This window comes from Planomonospora corallina (assembly GCF_042650625.1).
GTDB lineage: Bacteria > Actinomycetota > Actinomycetes > Streptosporangiales > Streptosporangiaceae > Planomonospora_B > Planomonospora_B corallina.
Genome location: NZ_JBHSBM010000077.1, coordinates 75,285 through 92,712, shown reverse-complemented (window position 1 = coordinate 92,712; position 17,428 = coordinate 75,285). Strand labels below are relative to the sequence as shown.

Here is a 17,428-nt window from a genome sequence, read left to right as displayed (position 1 = left end):
AGCGGGCCGAGGCGCGGTGCACGAAGTCGGTGAGGCGGGCCAGCTGGTCGGGGTCGGTGGCGGGGAGCACGCCGTGACCGAGGTTGAAGACGTGGCCCTCGGCCTTGGCCCCGCGGGCGAGGACGTCGGCCGCGCGGCGCTCGACGACCTCCCAGGGGGCGAGCAGGATCGCCGGGTCCAGGTTGCCCTGCAGCGCCTTGCCGGGGCCGATCCGGCGGGCCGCCTCGTCGAGCGGGACCCGCCAGTCGACGCCCACCACGTCGGCTCCGGCCTCGCCGAGCAGGGCGAGCAGTTCCCCGGTGCCGACGCCGAAGTGGATGCGCGGGACGCCCAGGTCGGCCAGCTCGGCGAAGATGCGGCCCGTGTGCGGCAGGACGAACTCGCGGTAGTCGTCGGGTGCGACGGCGCCGACCCAGGAGTCGAAGAGCTGGACGGCCGAGGCCCCGGCGGCGGCCTGGATGCGCAGGAAGCCGATGGTGATCTCGGTCAGCCGTTCCATCAGGGCGTGCCAGAGCCGCGGCTCGCCGTACATCATCGCCTTGGTGTGGTCGTGACTCTTGGAGGGCCCGCCCTCGATGAGGTAGGAGGCGAGGGTGAACGGCGCGCCCGCGAAGCCGATCAGCGGGGTGGCGCCCAGCTCGCCGGTGAGCGCCCGCACGGCCTCGGTGACGTAGGCGACGTCGTCGGGCTCGATCGGGCGCAGCGCGGCGAGCGCGCCGGCGTCCCTGATCGGGGTGGCGACCACCGGGCCGACGCCGGGCTTGATGTCGAGGTCGATCCCGATCGCCTTGAGCGGGACCACGATGTCGCTGAAGAAGATGGCCGCGTCCACGCCGTAGCGGCGGACCGGCTGCATCGTGATCTCCACGATCAGGTCGGGGGTGGCGCAGGCCTCGAGCATGGGCACCCCCTCGCGCACGGCCCGGTACTCGGGCAGCGAACGACCCGCCTGGCGCATGAACCACACCGGCGTGCGGGGGACGGGCTGGCGACGGCAGGCGCGCAGGAACGGGGAGTCGGCAAGCTCGGGATTCACCCTCCCAGGGTGCCATGCCCCCCGGGCGGTCCGCGCACCGCGCCCGCGGTGGAAAGCCGCGGTTCACCGAAGGACGCCCTGATGAATTTTTGCCCATTCGAGCCTTCTGTCCGAAAAGGCGCGACGGCGGGGGGTTCCGGATCCCGCGAGACGGCGCGGAGCGATCATGTTTGCGGGTACAGTTCCTCCCATCGGTGGACCAGGGTCGGCCCCCGGCCGGTCCAAATGTTCGCCAATCACCGCGCGGCATCGATTCCGGCACCACTTTGGGGACACGCCGAGCACGTTGCGCGGAATTGTCGGCGCGACGTGCCAACGTCGGACCACGACCCGACGAAAGGCCGTGTGCGATGACCACGATGTGGAATTCACCCGAACGCCGCGGTGAGCACTGCGCTTCCTGTGCCGCCGAGCGGGTTTTCGAGCAGCCTCCATGCTCCGACGGTCACGAGCCGGGCGAGTGCCCCGAATGGGTCTGCGCCGAGTGCGGCCACGCGTTGCTCCTGGGAGGCCCGGCGGGTTCCGGCGCGTTCCTCCCCCGGCCCACGGCATCGGTTTGATCGGCTCCGATGGCACCTACGAACACCCCGATGGTCCCCATGCGCTCAGTTTCGACCTACTCTTCCGATATGACCCTCGATGATGCGCCCGCCCCCGCCGCCTTCCGGCGTGCGGTGGCCAGCCTGCGCCTCACCGAGGTCAGGCCGGAGATCGAGCTGGAGGACATCCCCGCGCCGCAGCGCCTGGCCCCCTACGCGGCCGCCATCGGCGCGTCGGTCTACCGCGACGACGACGAGCTCGCGGTCGGACGCCTCATCGTGCTCTTCGACCCGGACGGCCAGCGCGGCTGGGACGGCCAGTTCCGGCTGGTCGCCTACGTCCGGGCGGACATGGAGCCGGAGATCACCGAGGACCCGCTGCTCGGCCCCGTCGCGTGGAGCTGGCTCACCGAGTCGCTCGACGCGCACGCCGCCGGATACGCCGCCGCCGGGGGCACCGTCACCCGGGCGGTCTCCGAGGGCTTCGGCAACAAGTCCGAGGACCCGGTGACCACCGAGCTCGAGCTGCGCGCCTCCTGGTCCCCCCGGGAGGAGGACCTCTCCGGCCATGTCGCCGCCTGGTGCGACCTGATGTGCCTGGCGGCGGGCATTCCCCCCCTACCCCCGGGCGTGGCGACCCTGCCGCCGCGCCGTCGCGAAGATCCGGAGTCCTTCAGAACGTGACCGACGAGACGACGATCGTTCCACTGCTGGAACCCCGGGAGGGCATCCCGCCCGTCATCGAGGACCCGGCCGAGCTCGCGCGTGTGGTGCGCGCCTTCGCCGAGGGCACCGGGCCGGTCGCCGTGGACGCCGAGCGGGCCTCGGGTTACCGCTACAGCAGCCGGGCCTACCTGGTTCAGCTGCGCCGCGCGGGCGCGGGCAGCGCCCTGATCGACCCGGTCCGCTGCCCCGACCTGTCCGAGCTGGACGCGGCGCTGGCCGGCGCCGAGGTCGTCCTGCACGCCGCCTCCCAGGACCTGCCCTGCCTGGCGGAGCTCGGCTTCCGCCCCCGCGCGCTGTTCGACACCGAGCTGGCGGGGCGGCTGCTCGGCTACGAGCGGGTGGGGCTCGGCATGATGGTGGAGAACGTCCTCGGGCTCCGGCTGGAGAAGGGGCACTCGGCCGCGGACTGGTCCACCCGCCCGCTCCCGGAGGACTGGCTGCGCTACGCGGCGCTCGACGTCGAGGTCCTGATCGAGCTCCGGGACGTCCTGTACGGCCAGCTGGAGGCCGCGGGGAAGCTCGCCTGGGCCCAGGAGGAGTTCGCCTCGGTGCTGGCGCACCGGTCGCCGGGCCCCCGCGCGGACCCGTGGCGGCGCACCTCCGGGATCCACAAGGTCCGCTCGCTGCGCGGGCTTGCCGTGGTCCGGGAGCTGTGGACGCTCCGCGACTCCCTGGCCCGCGAGGCCGACCTGGCACCGGGCCGGGTGCTGCCCGACTCGGCGATCGTCGCCGCCGCCCTGGAGCTGCCCCGCACCACCAAGACCCTCACCGAGATCCCCGCCTTCACCGGCCGGAGCGCCCGCCGCCACCTGCGCGACTGGCTGGCCGCGATCTCCCGGGCCCGCGGGCTGCCGGAGTCCCAGCTGCCCCAGCCCAGCACCCCCGGGGACGGCCCGCCGCCCGCCAACCGCTGGATGGACCGCGACCCGGCCGCCGCCCGGCGGCTCGCCGCGGCCAGGACCGCCGTCGCCGCGCTCGCCGACGAGCACCACATGCCGACGGAGAACCTCCTGCAGCCGGACGCCGTCCGCCGTCTGACCTGGGAGCCTCCCGCGGTCCTCGACGACGTGACCATCGCGGCCCGGCTGCGCGAGCTCGGCGCCCGCGAGTGGCAGATCACGCTGACCGCCCACCCGCTGGCCGACGCGCTGGCGAGCCTGGAGGTCTCGGGCGGCGCCTGACCGCCCCGCTCCCGGCCGCGCGAGGCGCCGTACGGCCGCGCCGTGGGGATCGCCTCCGGCTCGCCGGGACCGTCACGGCTCCGCGGCGGCACCCGCGCCGGTCCCGGCGGAGGAGGGCGTCGCGTGCGGCAGTTCCCGGGTGAACATCAGGGAGACCAGGGCGAGGAGCGCCGCGGCGAGCAGGCCGGCCTTGAGCGACTGGATCTGGGCGTCCTGGTAGTCGTCGACGAGCGCCTCGGCGGCGGCCCGGTCGAGGCCGGCCTCCTGCGCGGCGGTCCGGATCCGGTCGGTGGCGACGAAGTCGAGGCCCGACTCGACTGCCACGCCGACCTGGGCGGAGACCTCGGGGGCGATGCGGTCGTCGGCCCGGATGTTCGAGACGAACACACCGGTCAGGCCGGCCAGCACGATCGCACCGACGAGGGCCACCCCGAGGGAGGAGCCGAGCTGGCAGCCGGTGTACTGCAGGCCGCCGGCCTCGCTCCGGCCCGAGGCGTCGACCGACGACTGCACCACGTTGCCGAGCTGCGAGACGACGAGCCCCATGCCCACCCCGAGCAGGGCCATCGAGACGGCGAAGACGGTGCCGGCCAGGTCGGGCCGGACGGTGGCGAGCAGGGCGAGGACGGCGACGACGGCGATCACCAGGCCGGTCCTGACGATCGAGCGCACCGGGTACCGGGACGACAACCGGGAGCCCGCGGCGGCCATGACGAACATCGCCGCGGAGGCGGGCAGCATCCTGATCCCCGTCTCCAGTGCGTCCAGGCCGAGGACGAGCTGGAGGTACAGGGGGATGACGAAGAAGACGCCCATGAGGATGAGGTTCTGGGTGAGCAGGCCCACCACCCCGGCGCGCAGCGGCGGCAGGCCCATCAGGCCGAGGTGCACCAGCGGGTCGCGGCCGGTCTTCTCGCGGTGGCGCTGCCAGCCGGTGAAGGCCCACAGCAGCACCCCGCCGAACGCGATGACGAAGAGCGTCGGCGCGAACCCGAACGGCTCGACAGGCGGGTTCTTCGGCCGGACCCACCCCCAGCTGCTCGACTGCAGGGTGCCCAGGACGATCGTCCCCAGACCGGTGGCGGAGAGCACGGCGCCCAGGACGTCGAGGCGGGGCGCCGGGCCGCTGCGACCCGCGTCCGCCAGCATGCGGGTCATGAGGAGGATGAGCAGGACGAGGACGACCTCTCCGGCGAAGACCACACGCCAGGTGAGCGCGGTGGTCGCCCAGCCGCCGAGGATCGGCCCGACGGCGATGCCGGCGCCCCCGACGCCTCCGATCACGGCGAAGGCGGCCTTGCGCTCGCGTCCCTCGAAGTTCCCGGCGACCAGCGCGGCCAGCGCCGGGAGCACCAGTGCCGCGCCGGCCCCCTCGAGGATCGACCACCCCAGCGCCAGGGTCGCCACACTCTGCGCGACGGCGGTCACGGCCGATCCGCAGCCGTAGATCACCAGACCGGCGACGAAGGCCCGGCGGCGGCCGACGATGTCGCCGATCTTGGCGCCGGTGAGCATGAACATGGCCATCACCAGGCAGTAGAGAGTGATCACGGCCTGGATCGTGGGGACCGTCGTGTCGAAGTCGTCCACCAGGGTGCTGATCGAGACGTTCATCACCGACTGGTCGAGGACCATGACGAACTGGGCGGCCGCCAGCGCGACCAGCGGCCACCACCGTCTCATCCGTCCCCCTTCCGCCGCCCGCGCAGGGCCTGGGCGGCCCACTCGGGGGTCAGCCGGCGCGAGCCGATGTAGTAGAGCACGGCCCCGGGCGGGAGCTCGATCCGCCAGCCGGGATTGACCAGCAGTTCACCGCCGGCGCGGGCGGCGAGCATGGTCGCGCCGCCCGCGCGGCCGAGCACGGTCTGGCAGTGCTCGACCAGGACCGGCCCCAGCGACTCGGGGAGCCGCACCGAGTAGGTGCCGGCGCCGCCGTGGGTCATGAGCTCGGCGTAGACCTCGGTGATGCCGGGGTGTTTCAGCTCTTCCGTGATCATGTGAGGGCTGTGCCACTGGACGCAGCGCACGGTCTCGTCCACGTACCTCAGGTGTCGCTCCCTGCCGGGGTCGCGCAGGGTGACGACCAGGTGGACGTGCCCGGCGACGTGGCCGACGGTCACCGCGACGGCCAGCGCCTCGTTGTCGTCGCGGACGTCCACGAGCACGCTGCGCGCCCGCTGCACCCCGGCCCGGCGCAGCACCGCGCCGTCGCTCAGGTCCCCCCGGACGAACACGGCCCTGCGGTCGGGCATGGGATTGGCCGGCACGTCGTCCCAGGCGCACAGGACGACGCTCCGGTCGTCGGCGATCAGCTCGTCCACGATGCGCTCGGTCCTGCCCGGCGTGTAGCCGAGGAGCACGACGTGACCGGAGGCGTCCGCCGTGACGGCTCCCCGCATCCGCCTCCCCTTCTTCCGTTCCAGCGTCTTCGCCAGCTCGGTGAAGACCATCGTCAGCGTCGCGATGCCGCCGACGATGACGTACGTGCCGACCACCCGGCCCGCGGCCGACTCCGGGCGCAGGTCGCCGTACCCGACGGTGGCGGTGGTGACGACGAAGTACCACCAGTAGTCGGCCGGTGCGGCGACCGCGCTGCCCTCCGGCTCGGCGAGCACCATCAGCGGCCAGCTCGTCAGGTAGACCACCGCGAGCAGAACGGCCGGCGTCCACCACGTGCCCAGGAGTCCCATCCGGGCGAGGAGACGGACTATGAAGACCGGCATGCCTCCTCCTGGCGGGACGGTCGGCGGGTTGCGATCCGGACCGGGCTGGGAACACCGCTCCTGAGCACGACTGTACGGTCCCATCGCCGGCGGGCGGGGGCGCCTCGCCCGTTCCGCCTCCCACCGACCCGGCAAGTGGTTGCCCCGGTGGTGGTGGCTGCCGTACAGTGATTCGGAAAGCGCTTTCCACAGGAGGCTCGCAGAGAATGTCCCCCCGAAGCATCGGCGTCGTGATGAACGGTGTCACCGGCCGCATGGGTTACCGCCAGCACCTCGTCAGGTCGGTCCTGGCGATCAACGAGCAGGGCGGGGTCACCCTGTCCGACGGGAGCCGGGTCCTGCTCAGGCCGGTGCTGGTGGGCCGGAACCCCGAGAAGCTGGCGAAGCTCGCCGCCGACCACGGCATCGCCGAGTGGACCACCGACCTCGACGCGGCCCTGGCCGCCGAGGAGAACCAGATCTACTTCGACGCGCAGGTCACCCAGGCCCGCGTCAAGGCCGTGCTCAAGGCGATCGAGGCCGGCAAGCACATCTACACCGAGAAGCCCACCGCCGAGACCGTCGAGGAGGCGGCGGCGCTGGCCCAGGCCGCCGAGGCCAGGGGCATCAAGAACGGCGTGGTGCAGGACAAGCTGTTCCTGCCGGGCCTGCTCAAGCTCAAGCGCCTGATCGACGGCGGCTTCTTCGGCCGCGTCCTGTCGGTGCGCGGCGAGTTCGGCTACTGGGTGTTCGAGGGCGACTGGCAGTCCGCCCAGCGCCCGTCGTGGAACTACCGGGCCGAGGACGGCGGCGGCATCGTGCTCGACATGTTCCCGCACTGGGCCTACGTGCTGGAGAACCTGTTCGGCCGCGTCCGCTCGGTCTACGCCCAGACCGTCACGCACATCCCCGAGCGCGTGGACGAGCGGGGCGAGACCTACGCCGCCACCGCCGACGACGCCGCCTACGGCGTCTTCGAGCTGGAGGGCGGGATCATCGCGCAGATCAACTCCTCCTGGTGCGTCCGGGTCAACCGCGACGAGCTGGTGGAGTTCCAGGTTGACGGCACGCACGGCAGCGCCGTCGCCGGTCTGCGCAACTGCCGCTTCCAGCACCGGGCCGGCACGCCCAAGCCCGTCTGGAACCCCGACCTGCCCGTCACCGCGCGCTTCCGCGACGACTGGCAGGAGGTGCCGGACAACGACGAGTTCGACAACGGCTTCAAGATCCAGTGGGAGATGTTCGTCCGCCACGTGGTCGAGGACGCGCCGTTCCCGTACGACTTCGCCTCCGGCGCGCGCGGCGTGCAGCTCGCCGAGCTGGGGCTGCGCTCCTCCGCCGAGGGCCGCCGCCTGGAGGTCGGGGCGTGACGTCGATCGTCCTCCCCGGCGGGGAGTACACCCTGCGCGAGCCGGTGGCCTGGGAGCGGCCCGCCGGACCGCCGCGGGGCCGGATCGTCTACGCCGCCGCCCACGTGGTCGCCGACCCGCTCGGTGACAACACCCCCGGCTCCCCCGCCGTCGTCGACTGGGACGCCACGCTCCGCTTCCGCCGCCACCTGTGGTCGCACGGCCTGCGCGTCGCCGACGCCATGGACACCGCCCAGCGGAACATGGGCCTGGACTGGGCCGCCACGAGCGAGCTCATCCGGCGCAGCGCGGCCGAGGCCGCCGGGTTCGGCGACCCCGCCACGCTGGTCGCCTGCGGCGCGGGCACCGACCACGCCCCCGGCGCCGGCACGCTGGAGGCCGTCACGGCCGCCTACACCGAGCAGATCGAGACCGTGCGCGAGGCGGGCGCCGGGGTCATCATCATGGCCAGCCGGCAGCTCGCCCGGATCGCGCGCGGCCCGGAGGACTACCACACGGTCTACGGCAAGCTGCTCTCGCAGGCCGACCGGCCGGTGATCCTGCACTGGCTGGGCGAGATGTTCGACCCGAACCTGGCCGGCTACTGGGGGTCGCGGGACGTGACCGAGGCCACCGCGTCGTTCCTGGAGCTGATCCGCGAGCACGCGCCGATGGTCGACGGGGTCAAGGTCTCGCTGCTGGACGCCGAGCACGAGATCGCGCTCCGGGCGGCGCTGCCGGAGGGCGTGAAGCTCTACACCGGCGACGACTTCAACTACCCGTCGCTGATCGCCTCGGGCAGCCACGCGCTGCTGGGCATCTTCGACGCGATCGCCCCGGCGGCCGCGGCGGCCCTGGCGGCGCTCGACGCCGGGAACCTCGCCCGCTACGACGAGATCATGGCGCCGACGGTCCCGCTCTCGCGGAAGATCTTCGAGACGCCGACCTACAACTACAAGACCGGCATCGTCTTCCTGGCCTGGCTCAACGGCCACCAGGACGCCTTCACCATGGTCAACGGCGCCCAGGCGGCCCGGTCGCTGCCGCACCTGGCCGAGGTGTTCCGGCTGGCCGACGCCGCGGGCCTGCTCGCCGACCCCGAGCTGGCCGTGCGCCGCATGCGCGCGCTGCTGGAGGTGCACGGACTGTGAGCAGGCTCTCGCTCAACCAGTGGACGACGAAGCGCTGGTCGGTGGCCGAGGCCGTCGACGGGTGCGTACGGCACGGCGTCGAGGCCATCGGCCTGTGGCGGCAGGACGTCGCCGCGCAGGGCCTGGACGAGACCGTGAAGCTGGTGGCCGACGCCGGGCTGCGCGTCTCGTCGCTCTGCCGGGGCGGTTTCCTCACCTCCGGTGACGCGGCCGCCCTGGACGACAACCGCCGGGCGATCGACGAGGCCGCCGCGCTGGGCGCCCCGTGCCTGGTCATGGTGGTCGGCGGGCTGCCCGGCGTGGTGCCCGGCGAGCCGCTGGGCACGGTCGACCGGGACCTGGCGGGGGCGCGGGAGCGGGTCGCCGAGGCGCTGGACGTGCTCGCGCCGTACGCGGGCGAGCGCGGGGTGCGGCTGGCCCTGGAGCCGCTGCACCCGATGTACTGCGCCGACCGGGCCGTGCTGTCCACCCTCTCCCAGGCTCTGGACCTGGCCGAGCGGCACCCGGCCGAGCAGGTCGGGGTCGTCGTCGACACCTTCCACGTGTGGTGGGATCCGCGGGTGCTGGAGCAGATCGCCCGGGCGGGTGAGCGGATCGCCTCCTACCAGGTGTGCGACTTCCTGCACCCGCTCCCGGCGGACGTGCTGCTCGGCCGGGGGGTGATGGGCGACGGCGTGATCGACTTCACCCCGCTGACCGCGGCCGTGACGGCGGCGGGCTACACCGGCGACATCGAGGTGGAGATCTTCAACGCCGAGGTGTGGGCCGCCGACCCCGACGAGGTCCTGGCCCGGGTGAAGGCCCGGTTCGGCGAGCTCGTCGCCGCCTGACCGCCGGGCTCCGCGAGGTGAACGCGGGGCCCGGGCGGGGCCTTCGGGGGCGGTGCTCCGGACAGGCGGTGGGAGCGCTCCCCACGCACCGTCCCGAAGAGCCCCGGAGGGTGGGTGCGCGGTCCGGCCGGACCGCGCACCCACCCTTCTCCTTTTCCGCGCCGGGCCCCGGGGAGACGGGCTCACAGCGGGCGGGTGCTCTCCCGGAGGACCACCCGGCCGGCCATCCGCTCGGTCCTGGGCTCCGCGGACTCCCCGGTCTCGTCCAGGGCCATCTCCAGGGCGCGCGCGCCCATGTCCGGCAGCGGGAGCCGTACGGTCGTCAGGGCCGGGACGAGGTCGCGCAGCGTGGCGATGTCGTCGAATCCCGCGACCGAGACGTCCTCCGGCACCCGGATCCCGCGCTCCCGGAAGGAGGCGAGCGCCCCCACCGCCATCACGTCGTTGACCGCGAACACGCACGTGGCGTCGGTGACCTCGGCGGCGGCGCTGTAGCCTCCGTCGCGGTCGAAGGTGCCGTGCACGAGCTGCGGCGCGGGCAGGCCCAGCTCGGCGAGCGCGCCGGCGAAGCCGGACACCCGGTCCTGCGCGGTGAGCAGCCAGGGCGGCCCGGCCAGCACCGCGAAGCGCCGGTGCCCCAGCCCGGCCAGGGCGCGGGCGAGATCGGCGGCGCCCTCGGCGTTCCCGGGCGCCACCGTGTCGGTGCCGAGCAGGGACTGGCCGACGCAGGCCACCCGGCCGCCGGTCTGCCGGTAGCGGTCGAGCTCCTCGCGCAGCCGCCGGGTCACCGCGGGGTCGGCGATCCGCGACCCGGACAGCAGCACCGCGCGCACGCGCTGCGCGTTGAGGGTCGCGACGTAGGCGATCTCCCGCTCGGGGTCGCGGTGCGTGGTGGCGACCATGACCATCATCCCCCGGTCCTCGGCCACCCGCATCGCCCCGTCGGCGAGCGCGGCGAAGTAGGGGTCGGTGAGGTCGTGGACGACGAGCCCGATCACGTTGCTGGCCCCGCGGGCCAGCGTCTGCGCGGCCACGTTCGTGCGGTAGCCCAGCTGCTGGGCGGCCTGCTCGACCTTGGCCCGCAGCGACGCGCCCACCTGCCGGGTGCTCCCGTTGAGCACCCGTGAGGCGGTGGCGAGGGAGACCCCCGCGTGCCTGGCGACATCCTCGAGCGTGACCAACGGCGACCTCCCGGAAAACGATTGCCAATCTTGCCAGACCGGGCACTGGCGCGCACCTCCGCGGGGCATGTCCCTGTCCGGGGGAAGGATCCCCTCCGTGCTCCCGGCCGGTCCGCGGACGACCCGCGGACGACCCGCGGACGACCTGCGGGCCGGACGCGACCGGTCCGCGGGCGGACCCGTCCGCGCCACATGTTGTTACTGACCAGTAGCATGGGGGCCGAAGCTACCCATCAACGAGGAGCGAACCCGTGCCTTCCTCTCGTGACGTCGTATTCGTCGACGGAGTGCGCACGCCTTTCGGCAAGTCGGGACCCAAGGGCCTGTACGCCGAGACGCGCGCCGACGACCTGGTGATCCGCGTCATCCGCGAGCTGATCCGGCGTAATCCGAACCTGCCGCCGGAGCGCGTCGACGAGGTGGCCATCGCGGCCACGACCCAGATCGGCGACCAGGGGCTGACCATCGGCCGCTCCGCGGCCGTCCTGGCGGGCCTGCCCAAGAGCGTGCCCGGCTTCGCGGTCGACCGCATGTGCGCCGGCGCGATGACCGCCGTGACCTCCGTCGCGGGCGGCATCGCCTTCGGCGCCTACGACGTCGCCATCGCCGGCGGTGTCGAGCACATGGGCCGCCACCCGATGGGCGAGGGCGTCGACCCCAACCCCCGGTTCGTGGCCGAGCAGATCGTGGACGGCTCCGCCCTGGTCATGGGCATGACCGCGGAGAACCTCCACGACCGCTACCCGACCATCGGCAAGGAGCGCGCGGACGCCTTCGCCCTCGCCTCCCAGGAGAAGGTCGCCAAGGCCTACGCCGACGGCAAGATCCAGCCCGATCTGGTCCCGGTGGCCGTGCGCTCCGCCGAGAAGGGCTGGGGCCTGGCCACGGCCGACGAGGCGCCCCGCCCGGGCACCACGATCGAGGGCCTGTCCACGCTGAAGACGCCGTTCCGGCCGCACGGCCGGGTCACCGCGGGCAACGCCTCCGGCATCAACGACGGCGCCACCGGCTGCGTCCTGGCCGCCGCCGACGTCGCCGAGGAGCTCGGCCTGACCCCCAAGATGCGCCTGGTCTCCTACGCCTTCGCCGGCGTCGACCCCGAGGTGATGGGCGTCGGCCCGATCCCGTCGACCGAGCGGGCGCTCCGCCTGGCCGGGCTCTCCATCGACGACATCGGCCTGTTCGAGATCAACGAGGCCTTCGCCGTACAGGTGCTCGCCTTCCTGGAGCACTTCGGCATCGCCGACGACGACCCCCGGGTCAACCCGTACGGCGGCGCGATCGCCTTCGGCCACCCGCTCGCCTCCTCCGGCGTGCGGCTGATGACCCAGCTCGCCCGCGAGTTCGGTGAGCGCCCCGACGTGCGCTACGGCATCACCACCATGTGCGTCGGCATGGGCATGGGCGGAACGGTCATCTGGGAGAACCTCGCCTGGGAAGGTGCGAAGTGACGGAGATCAAGGAACTGTTCGCCGACGAGGTCGTCACCAAGGCGGTCGTCCGCGACGTCGAGCTGCCGTACGGCGCGGGCACGATGGCCCTGATCACGCTGGACAACGGCTTCGACCACACCAAGCCGTCGACCTTCGGCCCGGGCGGCCTGACCTCGCTGAACGAGGCGATCGACTCCGTCGCGGCCCGCACCGACCTGGTCGCGGTCGGCGTGACCGGCAAGCCGTTCATCTTCGCGGTCGGCGCCGACCTCAAGGGCGCGGCCCTGGTCTCGCAGCGCGAGCAGGCCCTGGCCATCGGCAAGCTGGGCCACGACGTCTTCCGCCGCCTCGGCGAGCTGGGCGTGCCGTCGTTCGCGTTCGTCAACGGCGCGGCGATGGGCGGCGGCCTGGAGGTCGCCCTGCACTGCACCTACCGGACCATCTCCTCCGGCGTGCCCGCGGTGGCGCTGCCCGAGTGCTTCCTCGGCCTGGTCCCCGGCTGGGGCGGCACCCAGCTGCTCCCCCGCCTGATCGGCCCGGCGAACGCGATCAAGCTGATCATCGAGAACCCGCTCTCCCAGAACCGGATGATCAAGGGCCGGGACGCCTTCGAGCTGGGCGTCGCGGACGCGATGTTCGAGGCGGCCGACTTCCTGGAGGAGTCGCTGCGCTGGGCCGCCCAGGTGCTCCGCGGCGAGGTGGCCGTGGAGCGCACCGACCACACCGCCGAGGACTGGTCCGAGGTGGTGGGCGGCGCCCGCGCCCTGGTCGACATGAAGCTGCACGGCGCCAGCCCCGCCCCCTACCGGGCGCTGGAGCTGGTCGAGCTGGCCCGCACCGCCTCCCGCGACGAGGGCTTCGCCGCCGAGGACGAGGCCCTGGCCGACCTCCTCATGGGCGACGAGCTCCGCGCCGGGCTGTACGCCTTCGACCTGGTGCAGCGCCGCGCCAAGCGGCCGGCCGGCGCCCCGGACAAGGCCCTGGCCCGCAAGGTCACCAAGGTGGGCGTCGTCGGCGCCGGCCTGATGGCCTCGCAGATGGCGCTGCTGTTCGCCCGCCGCCTGGAGGTCCCGGTCGTGCTGACCGACCTGGACCAGGCCCGCCTCGACAAGGGCGTCGGCTACGTCCACGCCGAGGTGGACAAGCTGCTCGGCAAGGGCCGGATCTCCGCCGACCAGGCCAACCGGCTCAAGGCCCTGGTGACCGGCTCGCTGACCAAGGACGCGTTCGCCGACGCCGACTTCGTCATCGAGGCCGTCTTCGAGGACATGAAGGTCAAGCAGCAGGTCTTCGCCGAGGTCGAGGCCGTGGTCTCGCCCGAGTGCGTGCTGGCGACCAACACCTCCTCGCTCTCGGTGACGGAGATGGGCTCGAAGCTGGCGCACCCCGAGCGCCTGGTGGGCTTCCACTTCTTCAACCCGGTCGCGGTCATGCCGCTGCTGGAGATCGTCCGCGGCGGCGCCACGGACGACGCCGCGCTGGCCACCGCGTTCGCGGTCGGCAGGTCGCTGAAGAAGTCCAGCGTGCTGGTGAAGGACGCCCCGGCGTTCGTCGTCAACCGGCTGCTCACCCGTTTCATGGGCGAGGTCATCGCCGCCGTGGACGAGGGCACCCCGCTGGAGCTGGCCGAGCACGCGCTCGACGACCTCGGCCTGCCGATGACGCCGTTCGCGCTGCTCCAGCTGGTCGGCCCGGCGGTCGGCCTGCACGTCGCCGAGACCCTGCACACGGCCTTCCCCGACCGCTTCGGCGTCTCGGAGAACATGGCCAAGCTGGTCGCGGCGGGCAAGCCCGGCGTCTACCGCGCCGACTTCTCCCTCGACCCGGAGGCCGTGGAGATCTTCTCCGGCGGCGCCTCCCCGTCGACCGCGGAGCAGGTCCGGGAGCGGGTGCTGCGCGCGCTCGAGCAGGAGATCCGCATCATGCTCGACGAGGGCGTGGTCGCGGCGGCGCAGGACATCGACCTGTGCATGATCCTGGGCGCGGGCTGGCCGTTCCACCTGGGCGGCATCACCCCGTTCCTGGACCGGGCCGGCGTCGCGCGGCCGCGCTTCCTGGAGCCGGGCGTCGCCTCCGTGCCCGCCTGACGTCGTCCTGCGGGGGCTCGAGGCCCCCGCGTCCGCCCCCGTCGCCCGGACGGGCACGGGGGCGGACCGTCTCCTCGGTCCGGCTGTGGTCAGCGTCGTCGCCCGGACGGGCACGGGGCGGACCCCTTTCCGCTCACCGGCGCGTGGGGACCCCCCGCGCCAGGACGCTGTGCCGGCGGCCGTAGGCGAAGTAGACGACGACGCCGAGGACCATCCACGCCACGAACCGCACCCACGTCTCCACCGGCAGGTTGAGCATCAGGTAGACGCAGGACAGCACCGACAGGATCGGCACCAGCGGCACCAGCGGGGTCCGGAACGAGCGCGGCAGGTCCGGCCGGGTGCGGCGCAGGACCACCACCGCGAGCGAGACGACCACGAACGCGAAGAGCGTGCCGATGTTGACCAGCTCGGCGATCTCGGCCAGCGGGACCAGCCCGGCCAGGACCGCGACCACCGCGCCCAGCAGGACCGTGATCCGGTACGGCGTGCCGTACCGGGGGTGCACGGTGGCCAGGCCCCGCGGGAGCAGGTTGTCCCGGCACATCGCGAACATCACCCGCGACATGCCGAGCATGAGGATCATCACGACCGTGGTGAGGCCCGCCAGCGCGCCGATGCTGATCAGCGACGCGGCCCACGTCTGGCCCACCGCCTTGAACGCGTCGGCGAGCGGGGCCTGCACGCTGAGCTCCCGGTACGGCTGCATGCCGACGACCACCACGGAGACCGCGACGTACAGGGCCGTGCAGACGGCCAGCGAGGCGATGATGCCGATCGGCAGGTCCCGCTGCGGGTTCCGGGTCTCCTCCGCGGCGGTGGCGACCACGTCGAAGCCGATGTAGGCGAAGAACACGATCGCGGCGGCGCTGAAGATCCCGATGACGCCGTAGGCCACCGGCGTGATCCCGAAGAGCACCTGGATCAGCGGCGCCGACAGGCCCCCGACGGCGGGCGTGGCCTCGGCCGGCGGGATGAACGGCGTGTAGTTGGCCGCCCTGACGAAGAACAGCCCGGCCACGATGACGAGCAGGATCACCGCGACCTTGATGGTGACGACGACGAGGTTGAGCCGGGAGGAGAGCTTGATCCCGGCGACCAGCACCGCGGTGAGGGCCAGCACGACGAGCGCCGCGGGCAGGTTGAAGACCGGGTCCTCCCCGGCCAGCGCCGGGGGCAGGTGCAGGCCCATGGAGGCCAGCAGCGAGGTCAGGTAGCCCGACCAGCCGACCGCGACGACCGCCGAGCCGAGCATCATCTCCAGGACGAGGTCCCAGCCGATCACCCAGGCGGGGAACTCGCCCAGGGTGGCGAAGGCGAAGGTGTAGGCCGAGCCGGCCACCGGGACGGTGGAGGCGAACTCGGCGTAGCAGAGGGCGGCCAGCCCGCAGGCGACGGCGGCGACGACGAACGACAGGGCGACGGCCGGGCCGGCGAGGTTCCTGGCGACCTGGCCGGTGAGCACGAAGATGCCGGTGCCGACGATGACGCCGATGCCGAACACGGTCAGGTCGAGGGCCGACAGATCCTTCTTCAGCCGGTGCTCGGGCGCCTCGGTGTCCCGGATCGACTGCTCGACCGGCTTGACACGGAACACGCCCGTGGGGTTGTTGACGCGCGACATGCCCATCGGCACTTCCCCCGATTCTCCCGACCACACCGGGTCCTCCCCCGCCGTCGCGCGCGTCATGCGCAGTCGGCCACCCCCGTGACCTGCGATAGGCCCCATATGTTCCACTTGGTGTAACCATCTGGTCACGAAAGGTCCTCTTGGGGAGCGGTGATCCCGCGACGGGGCGAAAGTGAAACCGCTCCATCGCCCATCGGGTCCCGAGGTGGTCTCATGTCCGATTCCCCTGGTAGAGACGCTGCCGACGACATCCGGGCCGCCCGGCCGCGGCACCCCCGGCACGGCGCCTCCCCTGGCGGCGGCTCCGCGGAAGAGCTCTCGCCGTCCCCGCCGCGCGGACGGAGCGCCACCGGGCGCCTCTCCGGCCCCGTGCCGGTCGCGCGGAGGGTGCCGGCCACGTTGCGCGGCGCCCTGGAGGCATCGGCCGCCGCCGTGCGCGTCGTCCCGCTCGACGTCGACGGGCACCGCGTACGCGTGGTGGTCACGCCGATCGGCCGCCCCGACGCCGGGCGGGAGGCCGCCGTCTGGGACGACCTCGTCGCCGCGGTCACCGCCTGCACGGCCCCCGGTGTACGGCTCCGCCCCGCGGCCGCGGAGATCTCCGTCATCGAGATCACCGACCGGTCCGTACTCGTCCTGAACGCCCTTCTCGGACGCGCCGCGACCCGGACCGCGCTCCGGGCCCTGCGAAAGGGAACGTTCCAATACCCGTCTCCGGTGGGAGCCGGTGCCGGCGCGCGCCTGCGTCCGACCCGCGCGACCGTCGCCGTCGCGGCGGTCACCGCCCTGGTCGGGGCGCTGGCCGCCTACTCGGGCGCCTCCTCCTCATCCGGTTCCCCCTCCGGCGCCGGACCGGCGCCGGGAGCGGTCCTCGCCCCGGCCTCCTCCGGCCCGGCGGCGCTCCCCCTCCCCGGCGCCTCGGGCCCGGCGGCGTCCGGGCCGGTGACGCCCGCGCCGCCGTCCGCCACGGCCGCCGCCTCCGCGCCGCCGTCCCCCGGTACGGTCTCCCGGGAGCGCCGGCCCATGATCCTGGCCACCGCGCCGGCGGCGCCCGCCCACGCCCTGCGCCCCGCCGCTCCCAAGGCCTCGCCGGAGGAGGCGGACCGGCCCCGGCCGTCGGCGTCCGCGCCGAGGAGGACCTCGTCCTCCACGCGCTCGGCCGCCTCCCCGTCACGCAGGACCGGGCCGCCGGTCCACGAGGAGACGTCCGCGCCGCGGCCGGTCTCCGGCGCCGACCGGGGACCCGTGCGGGAGCGGGAACCCGTACGGGAGCACGAGCGCGGGCCGGACGCGCCGCCACGTCCCACGCTCGCTCCGCCTCCGCCCCCGTCTCAGTCCGCGCCGCCGCGACCGCCCGCACCCGCGCCCGCACCCCCGCCGGAGGCTCCGGAGCCCACCCGGAACTGCCGCGTGCAGGCCGGGGTGAAGATCGCGTTGCTCGGTGTCGGCCTGTGCCTCTGACCCGCTCCGCGGGCCTCAGCCCCCGGAGCGCGCCGAGCGGGGAGGGTGCTCCGCCCCGGCCCGAAGGCCGGAGCGCCGCGGACGGCCCAGGCGGCCCGGGCGACGCCCCTCCGGGCGGGCGG

General features: G+C 73.6%; 13 protein-coding genes. 8 read left to right on the top strand and 5 right to left on the bottom strand.

From position 1 onward, the window contains the following. A partial coding sequence (gene hemE, locus ACFOWE_RS33245) for a uroporphyrinogen decarboxylase (protein WP_377294944.1) occupies positions 1–1,036 on the bottom strand: 1,036 nt, incomplete at its 3' end. Positions 1,037–1,665: 629 nt separating this feature from the next. Between hemE and ACFOWE_RS33240 the strand changes: the two genes are divergently transcribed. Both ACFOWE_RS33240 and ACFOWE_RS33235 read left to right on the top strand, forming a co-directional pair. Then, complete coding sequence (locus ACFOWE_RS33240) at positions 1,666–2,259, top strand: DUF3000 domain-containing protein (RefSeq protein WP_377294942.1); 594 nt, start codon at positions 1,666–1,668, stop codon at positions 2,257–2,259. After that, positions 2,256–3,482, top strand: a complete 1,227-nt coding sequence (locus ACFOWE_RS33235) for an HRDC domain-containing protein (RefSeq protein ID WP_377294940.1) — start codon at positions 2,256–2,258, stop codon at positions 3,480–3,482. The genes ACFOWE_RS33240 and ACFOWE_RS33235 overlap by 4 nt, the downstream gene beginning before the upstream one ends. Positions 3,483–3,554: 72 nt before the next feature. Here ACFOWE_RS33235 and ACFOWE_RS33230 read toward each other — a convergent pair whose 3' ends face one another. Further along, a complete protein-coding gene (locus ACFOWE_RS33230; RefSeq protein WP_377294938.1) occupies positions 3,555–5,165 on the bottom strand; it encodes an MFS transporter in 1,611 nt (536 codons plus the stop codon). Then, entirely contained in the window at positions 5,162–6,205 is a 1,044-nt protein-coding gene (locus tag ACFOWE_RS33225) for an ion channel (protein ID WP_377294936.1), read from the bottom strand. The genes ACFOWE_RS33230 and ACFOWE_RS33225 overlap by 4 nt, the downstream gene beginning before the upstream one ends. 206 nt (positions 6,206–6,411) lie before the next feature. Here ACFOWE_RS33225 and ACFOWE_RS33220 point away from each other — a divergent pair, with 206 nt between their 5' ends. The 3 genes from ACFOWE_RS33220 to ACFOWE_RS33210 are packed head-to-tail and all read left to right on the top strand — an operon-like array spanning position 6,412 to position 9,514. Next, on the top strand, positions 6,412–7,554 hold the full coding sequence (locus tag ACFOWE_RS33220; RefSeq protein WP_377294934.1) for a Gfo/Idh/MocA family protein: 1,143 nt from the start codon (positions 6,412–6,414) through the stop codon (positions 7,552–7,554). After that, positions 7,551–8,684: a dihydrodipicolinate synthase family protein gene (locus ACFOWE_RS33215; RefSeq protein ID WP_377294932.1), complete on the top strand. Its 1,134-nt coding sequence runs from the start codon at positions 7,551–7,553 to the stop codon at positions 8,682–8,684. Before ACFOWE_RS33220 ends, ACFOWE_RS33215 begins: the two co-directional genes overlap by 4 nt. Further along, positions 8,681–9,514, top strand: a complete 834-nt coding sequence (locus ACFOWE_RS33210) for a sugar phosphate isomerase/epimerase family protein (RefSeq protein WP_377294930.1) — start codon at positions 8,681–8,683, stop codon at positions 9,512–9,514. Before ACFOWE_RS33215 ends, ACFOWE_RS33210 begins: the two co-directional genes overlap by 4 nt. A 182-nt stretch (positions 9,515–9,696) precedes the next feature. Here ACFOWE_RS33210 and ACFOWE_RS33205 read toward each other — a convergent pair whose 3' ends face one another. Next, a complete protein-coding gene (locus ACFOWE_RS33205; RefSeq protein ID WP_377294928.1) occupies positions 9,697–10,695 on the bottom strand; it encodes a LacI family DNA-binding transcriptional regulator in 999 nt (332 codons plus the stop codon). A gap of 251 nt (positions 10,696–10,946) precedes the next feature. Between ACFOWE_RS33205 and ACFOWE_RS33200 the strand changes: the two genes are divergently transcribed. Together ACFOWE_RS33200 and ACFOWE_RS33195 are read left to right on the top strand one after the other, a co-directional pair. After that, positions 10,947–12,146 carry a thiolase family protein gene (locus ACFOWE_RS33200; RefSeq protein ID WP_377294926.1) on the top strand — a complete coding sequence of 400 codons (1,200 nt, stop codon included), beginning with the start codon at positions 10,947–10,949 and terminating at the stop codon, positions 12,144–12,146. Continuing rightward, positions 12,143–14,215, top strand: a complete 2,073-nt coding sequence (locus tag ACFOWE_RS33195; protein ID WP_377294924.1) for a 3-hydroxyacyl-CoA dehydrogenase NAD-binding domain-containing protein — start codon at positions 12,143–12,145, stop codon at positions 14,213–14,215. The genes ACFOWE_RS33200 and ACFOWE_RS33195 overlap by 4 nt, the downstream gene beginning before the upstream one ends. 133 nt (positions 14,216–14,348) lie before the next feature. On the opposite strand, the gene ACFOWE_RS33190 is transcribed toward ACFOWE_RS33195, so the two are convergent. Further along, positions 14,349–15,845: an amino acid permease gene (locus ACFOWE_RS33190; RefSeq protein WP_377294922.1), complete on the bottom strand. Its 1,497-nt coding sequence runs from the start codon at positions 15,843–15,845 to the stop codon at positions 14,349–14,351. Between the two features lie 387 nt (positions 15,846–16,232). Between ACFOWE_RS33190 and ACFOWE_RS33185 the strand changes: the two genes are divergently transcribed. After that, positions 16,233–17,306 (top strand): hypothetical protein, encoded by a 1,074-nt coding sequence (locus ACFOWE_RS33185; RefSeq protein WP_377294920.1) that lies wholly within the window; start codon positions 16,233–16,235, stop codon positions 17,304–17,306. The last annotated feature ends 122 nt before the right edge of the window (positions 17,307–17,428 follow it).